Source organism: Rhodococcus sp. NCIMB 12038, from assembly GCF_002165735.1.
Classification (GTDB): Bacteria; Actinomycetota; Actinomycetes; order Mycobacteriales; family Mycobacteriaceae; genus Rhodococcus_F.
The window spans coordinates 101,394-118,092 of the sequence record NZ_NHML01000012.1; the positions used below are offsets into that span (position 1 = coordinate 101,394).

General features: G+C 70.3%; 17 protein-coding genes. 3 read left to right on the forward strand and 14 right to left on the reverse strand.

The annotated features are described in order from the left end of the window. The first annotated feature begins 75 nt into the window (after nt 1-75). Entirely contained in the window at nt 76-1,692 is a 1,617-nt protein-coding gene (locus CA951_RS19650; protein ID WP_087558434.1) for an Hsp70 family protein, read from the forward strand. On the opposite strand, the gene tsaD is transcribed toward CA951_RS19650, so the two are convergent. From tsaD to CA951_RS19685, 7 genes are read right to left on the reverse strand one after another with little or no spacing between them, the layout of a single operon-like run. Further along, nucleotides 1,685-2,722, reverse strand: coding sequence for a tRNA (adenosine(37)-N6)-threonylcarbamoyltransferase complex transferase subunit TsaD (gene tsaD, locus CA951_RS19655; protein ID WP_087558435.1), 1,038 nt, complete (start codon nt 2,720-2,722; stop codon nt 1,685-1,687). The two genes, CA951_RS19650 and tsaD, sit on opposite strands and share 8 nt — an antisense overlap. After that, nucleotides 2,719-3,198 carry a ribosomal protein S18-alanine N-acetyltransferase gene (gene rimI, locus CA951_RS19660; protein WP_087558436.1) on the reverse strand — a complete coding sequence of 160 codons (480 nt, stop codon included), beginning with the start codon at nt 3,196-3,198 and terminating at the stop codon, nt 2,719-2,721. Before rimI ends, tsaD begins: the two co-directional genes overlap by 4 nt. Then, the gene (tsaB, locus tag CA951_RS19665) at nt 3,195-3,854 is read right to left on the reverse strand and encodes a tRNA (adenosine(37)-N6)-threonylcarbamoyltransferase complex dimerization subunit type 1 TsaB (protein WP_087558437.1); all 660 of its coding nucleotides are present in this window, start codon (nt 3,852-3,854) and stop codon (nt 3,195-3,197) included. The genes rimI and tsaB overlap by 4 nt, the downstream gene beginning before the upstream one ends. Nucleotides 3,855-3,903: 49 nt before the next feature. Then, nucleotides 3,904-4,392 (reverse strand): tRNA (adenosine(37)-N6)-threonylcarbamoyltransferase complex ATPase subunit type 1 TsaE, encoded by a 489-nt coding sequence (gene tsaE, locus CA951_RS19670; RefSeq protein WP_087558438.1) that lies wholly within the window; start codon nt 4,390-4,392, stop codon nt 3,904-3,906. Continuing rightward, nucleotides 4,382-5,446 carry an alpha/beta fold hydrolase gene (locus CA951_RS19675; RefSeq protein ID WP_087558439.1) on the reverse strand — a complete coding sequence of 355 codons (1,065 nt, stop codon included), beginning with the start codon at nt 5,444-5,446 and terminating at the stop codon, nt 4,382-4,384. The genes tsaE and CA951_RS19675 overlap by 11 nt, the downstream gene beginning before the upstream one ends. A 2-nt stretch (nt 5,447-5,448) precedes the next feature. Continuing rightward, nucleotides 5,449-6,654, reverse strand: a complete 1,206-nt coding sequence (gene alr / locus CA951_RS19680) for an alanine racemase (protein WP_087558440.1) — start codon at nt 6,652-6,654, stop codon at nt 5,449-5,451. Between the two features lie 17 nt (nt 6,655-6,671). Next, entirely contained in the window at nt 6,672-8,153 is a 1,482-nt protein-coding gene (locus CA951_RS19685; protein WP_087558441.1) for an NAD(P)H-hydrate dehydratase, read from the reverse strand. 81 nt (nt 8,154-8,234) lie between these two features. Here CA951_RS19685 and CA951_RS19690 point away from each other — a divergent pair, with 81 nt between their 5' ends. Next, on the forward strand, nt 8,235-8,609 hold the full coding sequence (locus CA951_RS19690) for a cupredoxin domain-containing protein (protein ID WP_087558442.1): 375 nt from the start codon (nt 8,235-8,237) through the stop codon (nt 8,607-8,609). A gap of 34 nt (nt 8,610-8,643) precedes the next feature. Here the strand turns inward: CA951_RS19690 and glmS are convergent, their stop codons facing one another. Then, nucleotides 8,644-10,506, reverse strand: a complete 1,863-nt coding sequence (gene glmS, locus CA951_RS19695) for a glutamine--fructose-6-phosphate transaminase (isomerizing) (protein ID WP_087558443.1) — start codon at nt 10,504-10,506, stop codon at nt 8,644-8,646. A 97-nt stretch (nt 10,507-10,603) separates the two neighbouring features. Here glmS and CA951_RS19700 point away from each other — a divergent pair, with 97 nt between their 5' ends. Further along, nucleotides 10,604-11,440 (forward strand): hypothetical protein, encoded by an 837-nt coding sequence (locus CA951_RS19700; protein ID WP_087558444.1) that lies wholly within the window; start codon nt 10,604-10,606, stop codon nt 11,438-11,440. A 9-nt stretch (nt 11,441-11,449) separates the two neighbouring features. On the opposite strand, the gene CA951_RS19705 is transcribed toward CA951_RS19700, so the two are convergent. The 6 genes from CA951_RS19705 to rplM form a co-directional block, all read right to left on the reverse strand. Next, complete coding sequence (locus CA951_RS19705) at nt 11,450-11,668, reverse strand: hypothetical protein (RefSeq protein ID WP_087558445.1); 219 nt, start codon at nt 11,666-11,668, stop codon at nt 11,450-11,452. Next, complete coding sequence (locus CA951_RS19710; protein ID WP_256973997.1) at nt 11,665-13,818, reverse strand: hypothetical protein; 2,154 nt, start codon at nt 13,816-13,818, stop codon at nt 11,665-11,667. The genes CA951_RS19705 and CA951_RS19710 overlap by 4 nt, the downstream gene beginning before the upstream one ends. Beyond that, nucleotides 13,815-14,123: a type VII secretion target gene (locus CA951_RS19715; protein ID WP_087558447.1), complete on the reverse strand. Its 309-nt coding sequence runs from the start codon at nt 14,121-14,123 to the stop codon at nt 13,815-13,817. The genes CA951_RS19710 and CA951_RS19715 overlap by 4 nt, the downstream gene beginning before the upstream one ends. An 86-nt stretch (nt 14,124-14,209) precedes the next feature. Then, nucleotides 14,210-15,547, reverse strand: coding sequence for a phosphoglucosamine mutase (gene glmM / locus CA951_RS19720; protein ID WP_087558448.1), 1,338 nt, complete (start codon nt 15,545-15,547; stop codon nt 14,210-14,212). 137 nt (nt 15,548-15,684) lie between these two features. Continuing rightward, nucleotides 15,685-16,221: a 30S ribosomal protein S9 gene (gene rpsI / locus CA951_RS19725; protein WP_043825651.1), complete on the reverse strand. Its 537-nt coding sequence runs from the start codon at nt 16,219-16,221 to the stop codon at nt 15,685-15,687. Then, on the reverse strand, nt 16,218-16,661 hold the full coding sequence (rplM, locus tag CA951_RS19730; protein ID WP_005239728.1) for a 50S ribosomal protein L13: 444 nt from the start codon (nt 16,659-16,661) through the stop codon (nt 16,218-16,220). The genes rpsI and rplM overlap by 4 nt, the downstream gene beginning before the upstream one ends. Nucleotides 16,662-16,699: the final 38 nt, after the last annotated feature.

Here is a 16,699-nt window from a genome sequence, read left to right on the forward strand (position 1 = left end):
GCAGGGAATCCCCGCTGAACAGGGCGTTCCGGCAGAGACAGCAGGTCACGCGTCGAAAACGTGAGGGGGTGTGTGATGGGTATGTCCCTGGGGATGTCGACCGGCGCGGCCGGTGTGAGTTCCGCGCTCGTCACCACCGCCTCCAACGGCGCGCAGAACGTCGAGTTCCGTTACCTGTCCGCCGATCAGGCCCACACCGACCTCGGCGACCTGGTCCGGTCGTCGATCTCGCTCATGACCACCCAGGTTCCCGCCGACCCCACCACCCCCGACGCGTTCGCCGTCGCGTACCGGACGCAGGAGCAGGCCCACTCGATCCGCAGCGCCGTCAGCAGGCAGCGCCATCGTGTGCACCTCGTGCCCGAGACCGCGGCCACCCTGACCTACCTGCGGCACACCGGCGAGGTCGCGCAGCATGCCACCGTCGCGATCGTCGACTTCGGCGAGTCCGGGTTGTCCGTCGCCGTCGTCGATCAGGTGGACGGCACCGTCCTGCACGCCGACCGCACGAGCCACGTCAGCGGCACCGGAATCGACGACCTGATCTTCCACCACGTCGTCGGCAGCCTCACCACCCCGCATCCCCTGCGGCACCTGGACCGGGATCTGCTCTCGGCGCGGTGCCGCGTCGCCAAGGAGCAGTTGTCCTCGGAGCCGAAGTCGCACGTCGACATCGATCTGCAGGGCATCCGCCCGATCGAGATCAGCCGCACCGGGTTCGACGAGATCGCCGCACCGACCGTCCGGGTCGCGGTGGAGTTCATCCGTGCCACGATCGCCGACTCCCCGCGCCGACCCGAGGCCCTCGCCCTTGTCGGTGGCGGCGCGAACATTCCCGCGATCACCGCTGCCGTGACCGGTGCCTTCACCGCGCGGGTCATCACGGTGCCCGAACCCGACACGGCGACCGCGAAGGGTGCGGCGCTGCTCGCCGTGTCCTCGGCCATCCGCGACTACCCGGCCACCGAGTCGAACCGCCCCGGTTCCGCCGCGAAGGTGTCGGGGGCTCTCGTCGGCGCGCTCGTGGTCGGCGGCCTCGTTCTCGGTTACGGCGTCAAGGAACTCGCGCCCGCACCCGACCCCAACGTCTCCCCCGCGGGAACCGACGTGCTCCAGACCACCGAGCAGGTCGCGACCACGACGACCGACGAGCCTCCCGCCACGCGGATCCCGTCGTACGACCCGACGCCGACGTCGGAGTACTACCCGAAACAGGTCGCCCCGCCCACGACCGCACCGCAGGCGGATCGGACTCCCGCGCAGGCGCCGGATTCGACGACCGAGACGACGCCCCCGCGTACCACCACCCCCCTGCCGACCCCCACGGCTCCTGCACGTCCGACGCTGCCCGGAACCGAGGCGCCGCAGCCTTCGTGGCCGCACATCGAGTGGCCCGCGATTCCGCCGCTGTGGCCGCAGGTTCCCGGCGAGTCGACGCCGAACGAGCCGAGCCCCGTCGCGCCGGCACCCGGCGGGCCCGAAGTGGCACCGCCGCCGACGGGGGCACCCACTGCACCCGCGGCACCGACCGCGCCTGCGGATTCCGCCCAACCCGAAGGGCTCTTCCCGATAGTCCCGGCGCCGGGCACAGTGGCTCCGAGTCCTCCCGCCGGGGCGCAGCCGAGCGGCACTCAGCCCGGTGAGGCGCTGACTCCCCCGGCCACGCAGACCATCACCATTCCGGTCAGCTGAACACCTGACTGGTCGCCACCGACAGTCCGGGATCGCTGGCCACGGTCAGCAGGGAAGGCGCAGCGCCGCCGGCGATCAAATGCGCGCCGAGCGAGGCGATCATCACTCCGTTGTCGGTGCACAGCCGCGGCTTCGGAACCCGCAGGGTCAGACCGGCTTCGGCGCAGCGTTCCTCGGCGAGCGCACGGATACGCGAGTTGGCGGTGGCGCCGCCACCGAGCACCAGAGTGTCCACGCCGACGTCGCGGGCGGCGCGTACCGCTTTCATCGTCAGCACGTCGGCCACGGCCTCCTGAAAGCTCGCGGAGATATCCGGCACCGAGCACGCCTCCCCGGCCCGCTCCTTCGATTCCACGTACCGCGCGACGGCCGTCTTCAACCCGGAGAACGAGAAGTCGTGCCGTGCGTCCCGGGGCCCGGTCATGCCGCGCGGGAACGGAATCGCGTTCCGGTCACCGTCCTGCGCCGCGGCGTCGAGGGCGGGGCCACCGGGGAATCCGAGTCCGAGGAGGCGGGCGACCTTGTCGAACGCTTCGCCTGCCGCGTCGTCCACGGTGGTGCCCAGTTCCACGATGGGCTTCGCGAGGTCCTCGACGTGCAGCAGGTGAGTGTGCCCACCGGACACGAGCAGAGCCACGCAAGGCGGCATCGGTCCGTGCTCGAGGGTGTCCACCGAGACGTGCCCGCCGAGGTGGTTCACCGCGTAGAACGGGACGTCCCACGCCGCCGCATACGCTTTCGCGGCCGCGACGCCGACGAGCAGGGCCCCGGCCAGACCAGGACCGATGGTGACGGCGAGTGCGTCCGGCTTGACGATCCCGGCGGCAGCGAGGGCCCGCCGCATCGTCGGGACGATCGCCTCGAGATGCGCGCGGGACGCGACCTCCGGCACCACGCCGCCGTAGCGTGCGTGCTGGTCGACGCTGGATGCGACCTCGTCCGCGAGGAGCTCGCAGGTTCCGTCGCCGTTCCACCGGACGATGCCGACTCCGGTCTCGTCACAAGAGCTTTCGATCCCCATGACGATCATTGCACCGGCTCCTCACCCGTTCCGGGGCGACGCATCGTGAAGGCGTCCGCACCGCTCGGTTGGTAGTACTTCTTACGGGTTCCCACGATCTCGAATCCTTCACGTCGGTACAGGGCGATCGCCGCGTCGTTGTCGGTCCGCACCTCGAGAAACACGGGACCGCCCCTTGTGTCGGCCACCCGCAGCAGCTCGTCGAGAAGGGCCCCGCCGATCCCCCGCCGCTGGCACGCCGGGTCGGTCCCGATCGTGTGGATCTCGGATTCGGGGTGCGAACCGTTGCCCAGCAGGGCGATTCCGGCGTACCCGACGACGTGGCCGGTGTCGTCCCGCGCCACGGCATAGTGCACGTGCGGGGCGGCGAGTTCCGCCCTGAACGCGCGTGCGCTCCAGGGCCCGTCACCGGCGAAAAGGAGGGTCTCGAGCTCCGCGCACCGTTCGGCGTCGGCGGCCGCCATCGGTTCGATGCGGAAAGTCATTTCTTCCGGTCCGCCAGTTCCACCGCATCCGGGCGTCGCAGGTAGAGCGGGACGAGCGCCGCCGGGGCCGCACCTCCGAACAGCGCATCCGCGGCCACCGCGACCAGCCCCGCGGGCGACGGCGTTTCCACCGGTTCGACCGGCAGATCGAAGAAGTCGACGTGTGAGGGCGATCCCGCCACCACCTCGGACGGCATGGGCTCGAGCTCGCGCGGCTTCACCACCGCGGGACCCTCCACCCGGACTCCCGCCGAATAGCGTGCCCAGTACACCTCACGCCGGCGGGCGTCCGTGACGACGAGCAGATTCCGGTCACCGTCCACCTGCGCCGCGATGGCGTCGAGGCTGCACACCCCGTGCACCGGAATACCGAGGGCGTCGGCGAACGCGGCAGCGGTGGCCATCCCCACGCGCAGTCCCGTGAACGGACCCGGCCCGGCCCCGACGACCACCGCGTCGAGGTCGGCGGGGACGTGCCGCGCCTCGGCGAGGCACTCGAGGATGTGCGGGGTGAGCACTTCCGCGTGCGCGCGCGGGTTGACCGTCACCCGCACCGCGAGCGTGTGGACCGACTCCACCGATGCGGAGCCGGCCGAAAGCCGGACGACTCCGGCGGTCACGGCAGGCGTGGACGTGTCGATGGCGAGAACAAGCACGGTAACTGAGGGTACTCGCACGTCAGAACCGCTCCCGACACCCGACCCGTCAGGAAATCCACTCCCAGTGGGCCGTGCGGACATCCGACTCCGGTTCGCGGCGCAGGCGTACCCGCAGGTGACGATCGACCAGCTGCTCGACGATGCCCTCACCCCATTCGACGACGACAACGGCTGCGGCCAGGTCGGTGTCGAGGTCGAGTGCGTCGAGTTCGTCCAGCGCGTGCGGGCCGCTTCCGCCCAGTCGGTACGCGTCCACGTGCACCATCCCGACCGGCGCACCCCCGCCGGGCCGGGTCCCCGCCCGGTGCTCCCGCGCGATGACGAATGTGGGCGAAGTCACTCTCCCCTGCACGCCGAGCCCGGCCCCGATTCCCTTCGTCAGTGCGGTCTTCCCCGCACCGAGAGGTCCGTCGAGCACCACGAGATCACCGGCGACGAGTCCCCGGGCCAGGTTCCGCCCGAACTCCTCGGTGTCCTCCGCCGTCGCCAGCACCACGGTCCCGCTCACGGGCAGTACTCCCTCCTCAGCCGACATCGGACTGCTCACGCGATTCGAATGTGGCCAGGCCACGATGCAACAACCGGTCGACCGCGTCCGACACCACGGACGGGAACTCGAGCTGCACCAGGTGACCGGCGCCGCGCACCCGCACCAGTTCGGACTCCGGCAGGTCCGCCGCCAGTTTCCGGGAACTGCCGAACGGGATCGTCATGTCGCTGTCGCCGCACACCACGACGGACGGGGTGTGTTCGAGCGCCGCGAGTGACGCGGACTCGTCGTGCAATTCGAGCGTGCGCAGGAAGTTCACGATGGTGACCACCGACGTCCGGTCCAGCATGGAGTCGGAGAACCTGTGCAGCCGCGGACTCACGTCCGTGCCGTACGACGCCGCCCGCAGGATGGGGGTGATCAGGACGCGGGCCGCGCCGCGCGCGTGCTGGACGAGTTCGGGCGAGGTCCGGACAGCGAGCCGGAAGCCGTCGATGACCGGGTTCTGCAGGTTCCGCGTCAGTCCGGTCTCGCTGAGCCCTGCCGCGGCCGTCGCCACCAGACCGGCACCGATCACCCGCTGCGCCACCAGCTCGGGCCGCTGCCCGGCGAAGGCGAGCACCGTCATCCCACCCATCGAATGCCCCACCAGCACAATCGGTCCGGTGGGCGCCTTCGCCTCGACGACGGTCGCGAGATCGGCGCCCAGCTGAGCGATGGTGCAGCTCGCCGCGGACGGCACACCCGAATCGCCGTGCCCGCGTTGGTCGTAGAACACCATCCGGACGTCGTCGCCCCACCGCTCGGCGAGCTGACGGCGCTGGAAGTGCCACGACGTCATGTCCAGGCAGTACCCGTGTACGAACACCGCCGTCACCGGGGCGTTCTCCGGGCCCACCTCGCGGACGGCGAGCGCGACGCCGTCCTCTGCGACCACCACGCTGCGCCGGTCTCCCGACATCAGGGTGAAGTCCTCGTCGCCGTAGATCTCACGGCCGGGCCGGGTCGCGCTGCGCACCGCGTTGACTCCGGCCACCGAGCCGAGCGCCAGCGCACTCAGCAGACCGCCGACGAGTCCCAGCCGCTTCGACACACCCATGCCTACGTGCCCGTCCCACCGACGTAGCTGCGCACCGTGCGTCCGCGCACCCCCGTCACCACCTCGTAGTGGATGGTGTCGAGCTTGTCGGCCCACTCCTGTGCGATCGGCTCGCCGAGGTCCCCGTTGCCGAAGAACACCGCGGTGTCGCCTTCTCGGACTCCGCCGCCGTCCGGCCCGAGATCGACGACCACCTGGTCCATGCAGACACGTCCGATCCCCGGACGTCGCTCCGCACCCAGCTGGACCTCGAATCGGCCGCTCAGCGACCGCGGGAGCCCGTCGGCGTACCCGAACGGCAGCAACGCCACCGTCGTGTCCCGGGGGGCCACCCACTGGTGCCCGTAGGACACGCCTTCACCTGCCGCCACCTTCTTCACCAGAGCCACCCTCGATCGCAGTGTCATCGCCGGGCGCAACCCGAACTGACCGAGTTCGGGAACGGGCGACAAACCGTATATCGCTATTCCCGGGCGAACCATGTCAAACCGCAGGTCGGGGCGGGTCAGGGTGGCCGCGGAATTGGACAGGTGCACCACTTCGGGGACCAGTCCGTGACGCTTGGCGTCCGCGATCGCGTCGACCAGTCGATCCCGCTGGGAATCGATCCAGGCGTGGTGCGGTTCGTCGGCGTGGGCCAGATGCGAGAAGATGCCGCGCAGCCGCACCGAACCCTCGGCCTGCGCGCGCGCCAGGTCGACGAGGACCTGCGCCAGTTCGTCGGGCGCCACCCCGTTGCGGTTCAAGCCGGTGTCGACCTTCATCGTGACGATCGCCGTGGTGCCGACGCTCCGCGCCGCAGCCACCACCGAGGCGAGGTGGCGTGGCGAGGAGACGCCGAGTTCGACGCCGGCCGCGATCGCGGGGGCGAAATCGGCGTCGACGGTGTGCAGCCACGCGAGGACGGGCGCGTCGATCCCCGCCCGACGCAGCGTCAGCGCCTCCGACACCGTCGTCACACCCAGTTCCGACGCTCCCGCGGCCAGCGCCGCGCGGGCCACGGCTACCGCGCCGTGGTTGTAGCCGTCCGCCTTCACGACGGCCATCATCGCCGCGCCCCGAGCGCTGTCGCGCAGGATCCCGACGTTGTGCGCGATCGCGTCCAGATCCACCACTGCCTCGGCCTGCGGTGCCGGCGCCGCCTGCGCGGGCGCTGCGGGTTCGCGGTGTCCGTGGTCGTCGGCCGGTACTGCTTCAGCAAGCGTCATATGTTCGATCCTGCCATTCACGAGGTGGCCGGCATTTCCTCGGGTGACACCCCCGCACGGAGAACCCTGATCGACTCCCTGAGGTGGGCGAGCAGCGTCCCGGCGGAGATCGGTGCTGTTCCGCGCCCTGCCGAGAGGTCGGCGCCGCCGCCTCGCGCCGCCAGGTTCGCAGCCAGTGAGTGCGCGCGCGCACCCACCGCGGCGGCCCGGTCCGGGGTGAGGCCTGCGGCCATGAGTGCGCCGATGATCCCGGCGAGCACGTCGCCCGCCCCCGCCGTGGCGGACCACGAACCGCCCGCCTCGTTGACGAAGACCCGGCCACCGGGTTCGGCGATCACCGTGGCACGTCCCTTGAGCAGCACGTGCGCGTTCCAGTCGGCCGCGAGCGTGCGCACCGACGCCACCCGGTCGGGACCCGGATCCTTCCCCGTCAGCCGGGCGAACTCCCCGGCGTGCGGTGTCAGCAGCGTCGCCGCCGTCCGCGAGCGCACCAGGTCGGGGTCCTCGGCGAGCAGGGTCAATCCGTCCGCGTCGACCAGTACGGGCACGTCGGCGTCGAGTACCGTGCGCAACGTCCGGCGGGCGGCGTCGTCGGTGCCCATGCCCGGCCCGACCACCCACGACTGGACGCGTCCGGCCTTCGCGAGTTCGGCGGTCGCGATCACCTCCGGCGCATGGGCGAGCACCTCGCCCGTGCACGGTCCGGCGTAGCGGACGAGCCCCGACGTGGCGGTGACCGCCGCCCCCGTGCACAGGACCCCGGCTCCGGGGTAGCCGTCACTGCCCGCGACCACCCCCACCACGCCCTGTGAGTACTTGTCGTCCTCGGCTCCCGGCACCGGCCACGCCGCGCCGACGTCGCCGGCGTCGAGAGCGGTGATCCCGGCATCGCCGAGCGACAGTCCGATGCACACCAGCTCGACCCGGCCGCAATGCACCGCGCCGAGCGCGTGAACCGGTTTGAGAGCGCCGAACGCCACGGTGACGGCGGCGCGCACGGCGGGCCCGTCGACAGCGCCCGTGTCCGGGTCCACACCACTCGGCAGGTCTGCCGACACGATCGGCGCCTCGATCCGGTCGACCAGCGCAGCGGCATCGGTCCGCAGCGGTCCCCGGCCGGAGATTCCGACGATCCCGTCGATCACCAGATCGGGCAGACCGAGGTCGTCGGACGGGGCGGCAACCCGTCCGCCGGCCGTTGTGAACGCCGCCAGGCCCGCCGCGTGCGTCTTCTCCGGTTTCAGCAGGACCGCGGTGGCGGCGACACCGCGCTTCCGCAGCATCGCCCCCGCCCACAACGCGTCCCCGCCGTTGTCGCCGGAACCCACCAGAACAGTGATGGTGCGACCGGCGACACCCCCGGTCCGCGCCCGCAGTTCCGCCGCCACCACCGTGGCGAGCCCGTGTGCTGCGCGTCGCATCAGTGCGCCGTCGGGAAGGGACGCCAGCAAGGGCGCCTCCGCGGCTCGAACCTCGTCAGCGGTGTAGTAGCCCCGCATGGGAACTCCTCGTCGAGCCGGCGCCACGGCCGGCCGCTGTGCGTTGAAGGGTCGGTACCGGGCCAGACTACGCTCGACGTCATGCGTGTACGTGGAACCTCGTGGATCGCCGGAGTGGCTCTCGCCGCGAGCATTTCGATGACGGCCGTCGTATCCGGGTGCGCCTCGCCCGCCGACGAGGCGCCCGAGGCACCGACCGGACCCGTCGTGCAGGTCGCGAACATGGCCTATGCGCCGTCGACGATCACCGTCCGGGCCGGCGACACCGTCACCTGGAATTTCGACGACCGGGGAGTCACCCACGACGTGGTGGGTGTCGGGGCCGCGAAGGGCGTGCTGCGGAGCCGGCTGATGCCGACCGGCACGTTCACGTACACGTTCACCGAACCGGGCACCTACGAGTACACGTGTTCGCTGCACCCGGACATGACAGGCACCGTCGTCGTCACTCCGTAGGGGCGCGGCCGGGCCGCGCCCCTCGACGTCACTGCTATTCGACGGTGACGGACTTGGCGAGGTTACGCGGCTTGTCGACGTCGTAGCCCCGTGTCTGCGCGACCTCCGCCGCGAAGACCTGCAACGGCACCGTCGACAGCAGCGGCTGCAGCAGCGTCGGCGCCGCCGGGATCTCGATCAGGTGGTCGGCGAACGGCCGCACCGCCTCGTCGCCTTCCTCCGCGATCACGACGGTCCGCGCACCGCGGGCCTGGATCTCCCGGATGTTGCTGAGCAACTTCGAGTGCAGCACCGCACGCCCCTTCGGCGACGGCATCACCACGATCACCGGCAACCCGTCCTCGATCAGCGCGATCGGCCCGTGCTTGAGTTCGCCGGCCGCGAAGCCCTCGGCATGCATGTACGCCAGCTCCTTGAGCTTGAGCGCACCCTCGAGCGCCACCGGGTAGCCCACGTGGCGGCCCAGGAACAGCACCGTCGACGACGACGCCAGCTCCCGCGCCAGCGCCCGCACCGGTTCCACCGTCTCGAGAACCCGGCTCACCAGAGCGGGCATGGCCTCGAGATCGGCGTACTCGCGTGCCACCTCGTCCGGATACTTGGTGCCGCGGGCCTGCGCGAGTGCCAGTCCGACCAGGTAGTTCGCCGTGACCTGCGCGAGGAACGCCTTGGTCGACGCGACACCGATCTCCGGACCGGCCCGGGTGTAGAGGACGGCGTCGGCCTCGCGGGGAATCTGCGCACCGTTCGTGTTGCAGACGGCGAGCACCCGCGCCTTCTGATCCTTGGCGTGGCGCACCGCCTCGAGGGTGTCGGCCGTCTCACCGGACTGCGAGATGGCGACGACCAGCGTCGACCGGTCCAGGACCGGGTCGCGGTAGCGGAACTCGCTGGCCAGCTCCACCTCGACGGGCAACCGGGTCCAGTGCTCGATGGCGTACTTCGCGAGCAGCCCCGAGTGGTAGGCGCTGCCGCAGGCGACGACGAAGACCTTGTCGACGTCGCGCAGCTCCTGATCCGACAGTCGCTGCTCGTCGAGAACGATCTTCCCGTCCGCGAAGTGACCGAGCAGGGTGTCCGCGACCGCGCCCGGCTGCTCCTCGATCTCCTTGAGCATGAAGTAGTCGTGGCCGCCCTTCTCGGCGGCGGCGAGGTCCCAGTCGATGCGGAACGGGCGGCCCTGCGCTTCGGACCCGTCGAAGTTCAGAATCGAGTACCCGTCCGCGGTGATCACCACGACCTGGTCCTGCCCCAGCTCTACCGCGTCGCGGGTGTGCTCGATGAACGCCGCGACATCGGACCCGAGGAACGTCTCGCCCTCGCCGACACCGATGACCAGCGGCGTCGAGCGACGCGCCGCGACGATGGTGTCCGGGTGGTCGGAGTGCGTGAAGACGAGGGTGAACGCGCCCTCCAGCCGGCGCAGCACGCTCAGTGCGCTCGCGACGAAGTCGCCCGCCGTCTCACCCGAGGCGTAGGCCCGCGCGACGAGGTGCACCGCGACCTCGGTGTCGGTGTCACTGGCGAAGTCGATTCCGTCGTGCTCGAGTTCGGCCCGCAGCGGGGCGAAGTTCTCGATGATGCCGTTGTGGACGACGGCGACCGTGTTTCCCGCATCGCGGTGTGGGTGCGCGTTGCGGTCGGTGGGCCTGCCGTGGGTCGCCCACCGGGTGTGCCCGATCCCCGTGCTCCCGGTGAAGTGCTCGGCCCCGACCTCGTCGAGTTCGGCCTCCAGATTCGCGAGACGCCCCGCCTTCCGCTCGACCGCCATCCCGCCCTGCCCGTCGAGCACGGCGATGCCGGCAGAGTCGTATCCGCGGTATTCCATTCGCCGCAAGGCCTCCACCACAACAGTCAGAGCCTGCCGGTGGCCGACGTATCCCACGATTCCGCACATGGTTCATCAGGGTACTTGGACCGGGCGACGCCGCGAAGTCGGAGTGTGGGCCGCATCGGCTCTCTCGCCGGCCCGCGAATCGGATAACGTTCTCCCCGTGGCGCCGAAACCGAAGACCCTGGCCCGTGAACTGTCCAAGCGGGGACCGCACCGCGTGCTGCGCGGTGACCTCGCCCTCGCCGGACAGCCGGGCGTCGTATACACGCCCGAATCAGGCTTCAACCTGCCCGCTGTCGCGTTCGCGCACAGCTGGATGGCGGGTGCCGACCACTACCGGAAGACGCTCGAGCATCTGGCGTCGTGGGGAATCGTCGTGGCCGCCCCCAACAGCGAACGCGGTCCCGTGCCCTCTCACCTGGGCCTCGCCACCGACCTGCGGGCCTCCCTCGACATCTGTGTCGGTGTGCGTCTCGGTCCGGGACAGATCAGCGTGCGGCCCGACCGCGTCGCTTTCGCAGGCCACGGCATGGGTGCGGGTGCGGCAGTGCTCGCCGCCGCCCAGCAGGACGTGGCTGCGGTCGCCGCCCTGTTCCCGGCGCCGACAGCGCCGAAGGCCGAGAGGTATGCGTCCAAGATCACAGCGCCGGGACTCGTCGTGGCCGGTGCCGACATCGACACCATGAACAGCAACGCCAAGGCGCTGGCCGAGGCGTGGGGCGGGGAGCACATCCTGCGCGCCGTCAACGGCGCCTCGGAGTCCGGGCTCACCGAGGGTCGCCGCCTGCTGGGCGCGCTCGGCATCGGCGGTTCGGAACGCAAGACGCAGCAGATCACCCGCGCACTGCTGACCGGCTTCCTGCTCTACCACCTCACCGAGGACAAGAAGTACGACGTGTTCGCGAAAGCGGACGCCGAACTTCCCCACACCACCCTCGTCGATCCGCACGAGGAGCACACCAAAGCCGGTTTCCAGGGCGCGCTCCCGCACATCTGAGGCCGTCGGTCACACCAGCCAGCTGCGGGGACGATAGAACTCGTCGTCATCGTCGACTGTTCTCTGCTGCGGCGGCAACACCGGCGACACTGCAGCCGCCGGCTCGCCGCGATTCGCTGCGGCCGCCTCGTCCCGGGCTCTGCGTTCGTCGATCCGCTCCCGGAACAGTTCCAGGTCGGCGCGCATCTCTGCCCGTTGTGCCCGCAACTGGGCGGCGCGGTGGCTCACAGCGGACCGGCCTCGGCCAGCTCGGCGCCGCTGTCGAGTCCGGCGACCGGTCCGGTCGCGAGTTCGGGTACAGACGGCGGCTCCTGCGGTGGTGCCGGTTCATGGGGCACCGCGGGGGCAGGTTCCTCCTGCAAGGTCACGACCTGCGGTGGCGGGACGGTCGCGGCGTCCCCGGCAGGTACGGGCGCCGGTGCGTCCTCGCGGTTCGGCACGGCGTCCCCGGCAGGCGGCCCGTCTTCGCTGGTCGTTGCCGATGGGTCCTCTGCTCCAGCGTCGACGTGCGATTCCGGGTCTGGCTCGGCGGGCGCGCAGTCGGCACCGCCGGGGTCTCCGTCGCCGGCAGCGGTTTCGGCGAGGATCTGCGGCAGGCCGTCCGGTCCGATCTCGACCCCGAACCTGGCTGTCCCGCCCTGTCCGTCGCTCATCTCGAGATGAATCCCCTGCCCGTCCGCATCGACGGCGATCGTCCACGATTTTCCGTCGAGGTCCAGTTCGAGACTCTTGCCGTGAGCAGGCTCGCCTTCGTCCGCACGCGGATCGTCGACTTCGTCACGGAGGTCGTCGGGGGTGCCGTCCTCGTCGGCCCGGTCGGTGAGGCCCGAGAGGGTGTCCTCGATCAACGGGCGGAGGATCGACCCGAGATCCTCCAGACCGCCCGAAAGGCCTTGACGCATAAGATCACCCAGTCCGGCAAGGTTTCCCGTGCCCGGGACAGCGCCCGGCGCCGGCACGAGCGACCCGGGAATCCCGGGCATCGCGGGCACGACCGGGGCAGTAGTCATGGGCGCCGTGGCAGTCGGAGGTGCCACGGACGCCGGCGGTGCGGCCCCGATCGGAGCCGCGGCGAGTGGCGGTGCGGCGGCGAGTGGTGGTGCGGCGGCCGCCGGACTGGTGGTCGCGTCGCCGCCACCGGATCGAGGCGGGAGGTACGCGGGGCCGTCGTTCGCGGGCGCCGCGGCCGGTCCGGTCGGCGCGGCAGGTGCGGGAGCAGGTCCCGGTGCGGCGGTCGGAACGGTGCCGGCGTTCTGCACCTCGGGTGCACTCGGTGCGGGCGCCGGTTCGGGGGTGTCTTCGGGACGGAATCCGGGCGGAACCTCGATCGACCGCGCCTCGGTGACGACGGCGTCGTAGGCGGCGTGCACCGCTTCGGCGCAGTCCGCGCAGGCGGCGGTGAACTCCTGCTGCTTCTCCTCGTACACGCGCCGGAAGTTCGCGTCGAGCCAGTCCTTGGTGATTCCGGCGGCCCGCCGCACCACGTCGTCGCGGTCGAGGTGGCGGAGGGCACCGGCGCCCCCATCCTTGTACAGGCCGTTCACGTGCCGGTAGTCGTCGTCGGCGAGTTCGGGGAACCAGTAGGACGCGTCTTCCATGCAATCCTTCGCGACGGAATTGTCGCCGTCCTTGCCCTCGGCGTAGATCTGCGCGAGGACGTCGATCTGCGCGGCGCTGTAGCCCCCGACCGTCGGCTGGTGCAACGACACCACCTTGTACGCCTTGTTCGTCACGGCGGCGCTCAGGGTGAGGTTCGCTTCGAACAGCACCTCGGCGAGGTCGCGGAGCCGATCGACGGTGGCGGCGGACTCGACGTTCCGGCGGTCGGCGGCGTCGATCGCGGCGGCGGCGGCGATTCCGCTCCACCCGGTTCGCACCGCGGTGACGCATTTCTCGTTGTCGTCGAGTTCCGTGCGGGCCGCGTCGACGCTGCGTCCGAGGGTGTCGACGTCGCGGGCGAGCGCGTGCAGGCGCATCCCCCGCTCGGCGTCGAACCGCACGTAGTAGTCGGTGAGTTCGAGGGATTCGTATCCCAGTCTTCTTGCGGCGGGCAGGAACAACTCGAAGAATTCGAGTCCGCGAGCGCCGAGATCGAGCATGTCCTCGGGATCGTTGAGCGAATCCGGGCGCAGGTGCTCGCCCAGCGCGAGCCGGGATGCGTTGGCGGCCTGGGTGTCGCTGCCCTGCTCGAGCAGTGTCGTGTACCGCTGGTCGGCGGACGGCGTCCGGTCGCGTGTGCCGAGTCCGTACTCGTCGAAGTACGGCTGCCACGACGGCTTGTCTTCCTCCCGGGAGGCGGCCCACGCCTGGAGGAGTTGCTCCTTGAATTCGCGGCTCAGGTTCGGGTCTTCGATCAGCGTTCTGGGATCGGTGGTCACCACTGCACCCCGTTGATGTCGGCGGCCACGTCCGCATCCGTTCCGGAGTAGCGCGCCGCGGCGGCCCGGAACGCGTGACCGAACGATTCCGCGTCCGCGGCCCACTGCTCGAGCGCGACCCCGACGACACCGAGGGCATCGCGCACCGCGTCACCTTTCGCGGTGTAGTCGCGGCCCGCCTGCGCCCCGGCGAATTCCAGCCGGCCTGTCTCGACGGCCTGATGTCGCAGGACCTCCGCCGACCGCAGCAGCCTGGTGCCCGCGTCCGTCACCACCGCGACGTCCACCTCGAGTCCCTCGCCCATTGCCCCACCCTCTCTTCGCGACCTACTGCATTAGACGCGACAGCGCACCGATCGGTTCCCCCGGCCGATCGGTGCGCTGTGTCCGTTCACACGGAGGCGACGGTGCCCGCCAGTTCGTCGGCGAGCTTACGGGCCACTTCGAGATCGGAAGCCTCGACCATCACCCGCACGAGTTGCTCGGTGCCGGACGGCCGCAGGAGCACCCGGCCGTTCTCGCCGAGGCTGCGCTCCGCGGCCAGCACCGCGTCGAGCACGACCGGGGAGGCGGCGACGGCACGTTTGTCGGCGACCTTCACGTTGATCAGGACCTGCGGGAGCGTCGTCATCGCCGACGCCAGTTCCGCGATCGGCTGCCCGGTTTCCGCCATCCGGCCCATCAGCCGCAGTCCGGTCAGCACTCCGTCGCCGGTAGTGCCGAAGGCGGGGAACACGACGTGCCCGGACTGTTCGCCGCCCAGGCTGAAGCCGCCGGATCGCAGTCCCTCGAGGACGTAGCGATCACCGACCGCCGTCGTGACCAGCGAAATTCCTGCCTCGCGCATGGCGATGTGCAGGCCGAGATTGCTCATGACGGTCGCGACGAGGGTGTCGTCCACCAGTTCGCCTGCATCGCGCATGGCGAGGGCGAGCACGGTCATGATGGCGTCGCCGTCGATGAGGGAACCGCCCGCGTCGACGGCAAGGCATCGATCGGCGTCCCCGTCGTGCGCGAGACCCAGGTCGGCGCCGTGCTGGACGACGGCCTTCTGCAGGCCCTCGAGGTGCGTCGACCCGCAGTTCTCGTTGATGTTGAGCCCGTCGGGTTCGGCGTTGATCGCGACGACGGTGGCACCGGCGGCCCGGTAGGCGGCGGGTGCGACGTCCGACGCCGCGCCGTGCGCACAGTCCACCACGACGGTCAGTCCGTCGAGGCGGTTCGGGAGCGCGGTGGTCAGGTGCTGCAGGTACCGGTCCGCGGCGTCCGGCACCGTGCGGACACGTCCGATCCCGGCCCCGGTCGGCGCCCGCCGCGTCGCGGTGCCGGTGGCGACGGATTCGATCCGGTCTTCCACCTCGTCGTCGAGTTTGTGTCCGCCCGCCGCGAAGATCTTGATGCCGTTGTCGGGCATCGGATTGTGCGAGGCGGAGATCATGACACCGAGAGCCGCGTCCAACTCCGCGGTCAGGAACGCCACCGCGGGTGTCGGCAGCACCCCGACGTTCAGGACGTCGACACCGGCAGACGTCAGGCCCGCGACGACCGCCGCCTCGAGCATTTCGCCGCTGGCTCTCGGGTCACGGCCGACCACGGCCGTCTTGCGTCCGCCCGAACCCGGCGACGCCAGCACCGTCGCGGCGGCGGAGGCCACCTGCAACGCCAACTCGGCGGTCAGCTCGGTATTCGCGAGACCACGAACCCCATCCGTCCCGAACAATCGACCCATAGACCAGACCCCTCGCACCTAGAAAACCCATTACATCTCGGATAAAGCACGAGAGCAGGCGTCCGGTAACGATGGACGCCTGCTCTCGGGAAGAACAGGTGCCGAAGCCGACCCCGGAGGGCGGCTTCGGCGACACATCAGCGCTTCGAGTACTGAGATGCCTTGCGGGCCTTCTTCAGGCCGTACTTCTTGCGCTCGACGGCGCGGGCGTCACGCGTGAGGAAGCCGGCACTCTTCAGAGCCGGACGGTCCTCGGGGGTGACCTCGATGAGCGCGCGGGCGATGGCGAGACGCAGTGCGCCGGCCTGTCCGGACGGTCCGCCACCGTGCAGCAGCGCCACGATGTCGAAGGACTCGGCACGCTCGACCGTGACCAGCGGAGCCTTGATCAGCTGCTGGTGCACCTTGTTCGGGAAGTAGTCCTCGATGGTGCGGCCGTTGAGCTTGAAGTCGCCCGAACCGGGGGTCAGACGGACGCGGACAACCGCTTCCTTACGACGACCGACGGTCTGGATAGGGCGATCGATTACAATCGGGGCCTGCGGCGCAGCAGCGGCCTCGATGTCCTCGGCGACCTCGGGCTCTTCGACGGACACGTACTCGTCCGCCGCGACCTCGACAACCTCGGTGATCTCTTCGGGGTTGGACACGTTCTGCTCCTCCGGCGCCGTCACTGGGCCACCTGCTTGATCTCGAATGGCACCGGCTGCTGCGCGGCGTGGGGGTGGTTCGGGCCCGCGTAGACCTTCAGCTTGCTGCTGATGGCGCGACCCAGCTTGTTCTTGGGGAGCATGCCGACGATGGCCTTCTCCACGAGGCGGTCGGGGTTCTTGTCGAGAACCTCACCGACGGAGCGGGACTTCAGACCACCGGGGTGTCCGGAGTGGTGGTAGAGGAACTTGCCCTCGCGCTTGTTGCCGCTGATCGCGACCTTCTCGGCGTTGATGATGACGACGAAGTCGCCGCCGTCAACGTGCGGTGCAAAGGTGGGCTTGTGCTTGCCGCGCAGCAAGTTGGCTGCCTGGACGGCAAGGCGGCCGAGCACCACGTCAGTGGCGTCGATGACGTGCCACGTGCGGGTCACATCTCCGGCCTTCGGGGTGTACGTAGACACAGAACTTCCTCGTCTTGTTCAATCCGCTGCTGGCCATT

Bases quoted from the DNA above. Each gene is read 5' to 3' on its own strand.
- CA951_RS19650 (WP_087558434.1), top strand. From the start codon at position 76: ATGGGTATGTCCCTGGGGATGTCGACCGGCGCGGCCGGTGTGAGTTCC.
- alr (WP_087558440.1), bottom strand. From the start codon at position 6,654: ATGACGCTTGCTGAAGCAGTACCGGCCGACGACCACGGACACCGCGAA.
- tsaE (WP_087558438.1), bottom strand. From the start codon at position 4,392: ATGTCGGCTGAGGAGGGAGTACTGCCCGTGAGCGGGACCGTGGTGCTG.
- glmM (WP_087558448.1), bottom strand. From the start codon at position 15,547: ATGGGTCGATTGTTCGGGACGGATGGGGTTCGTGGTCTCGCGAATACC.
- rimI (WP_087558436.1), bottom strand. From the start codon at position 3,198: ATGACTTTCCGCATCGAACCGATGGCGGCCGCCGACGCCGAACGGTGC.
- CA951_RS19690 (WP_087558442.1), top strand. From the start codon at position 8,235: ATGCGTGTACGTGGAACCTCGTGGATCGCCGGAGTGGCTCTCGCCGCG.
- glmS (WP_087558443.1), bottom strand. From the start codon at position 10,506: ATGTGCGGAATCGTGGGATACGTCGGCCACCGGCAGGCTCTGACTGTT.
- tsaD (WP_087558435.1), bottom strand. From the start codon at position 2,722: ATGATCGTCATGGGGATCGAAAGCTCTTGTGACGAGACCGGAGTCGGC.
- CA951_RS19675 (WP_087558439.1), bottom strand. From the start codon at position 5,446: ATGGGTGTGTCGAAGCGGCTGGGACTCGTCGGCGGTCTGCTGAGTGCG.
- CA951_RS19715 (WP_087558447.1), bottom strand. From the start codon at position 14,123: ATGGGCGAGGGACTCGAGGTGGACGTCGCGGTGGTGACGGACGCGGGC.
- CA951_RS19685 (WP_087558441.1), bottom strand. From the start codon at position 8,153: ATGCGGGGCTACTACACCGCTGACGAGGTTCGAGCCGCGGAGGCGCCC.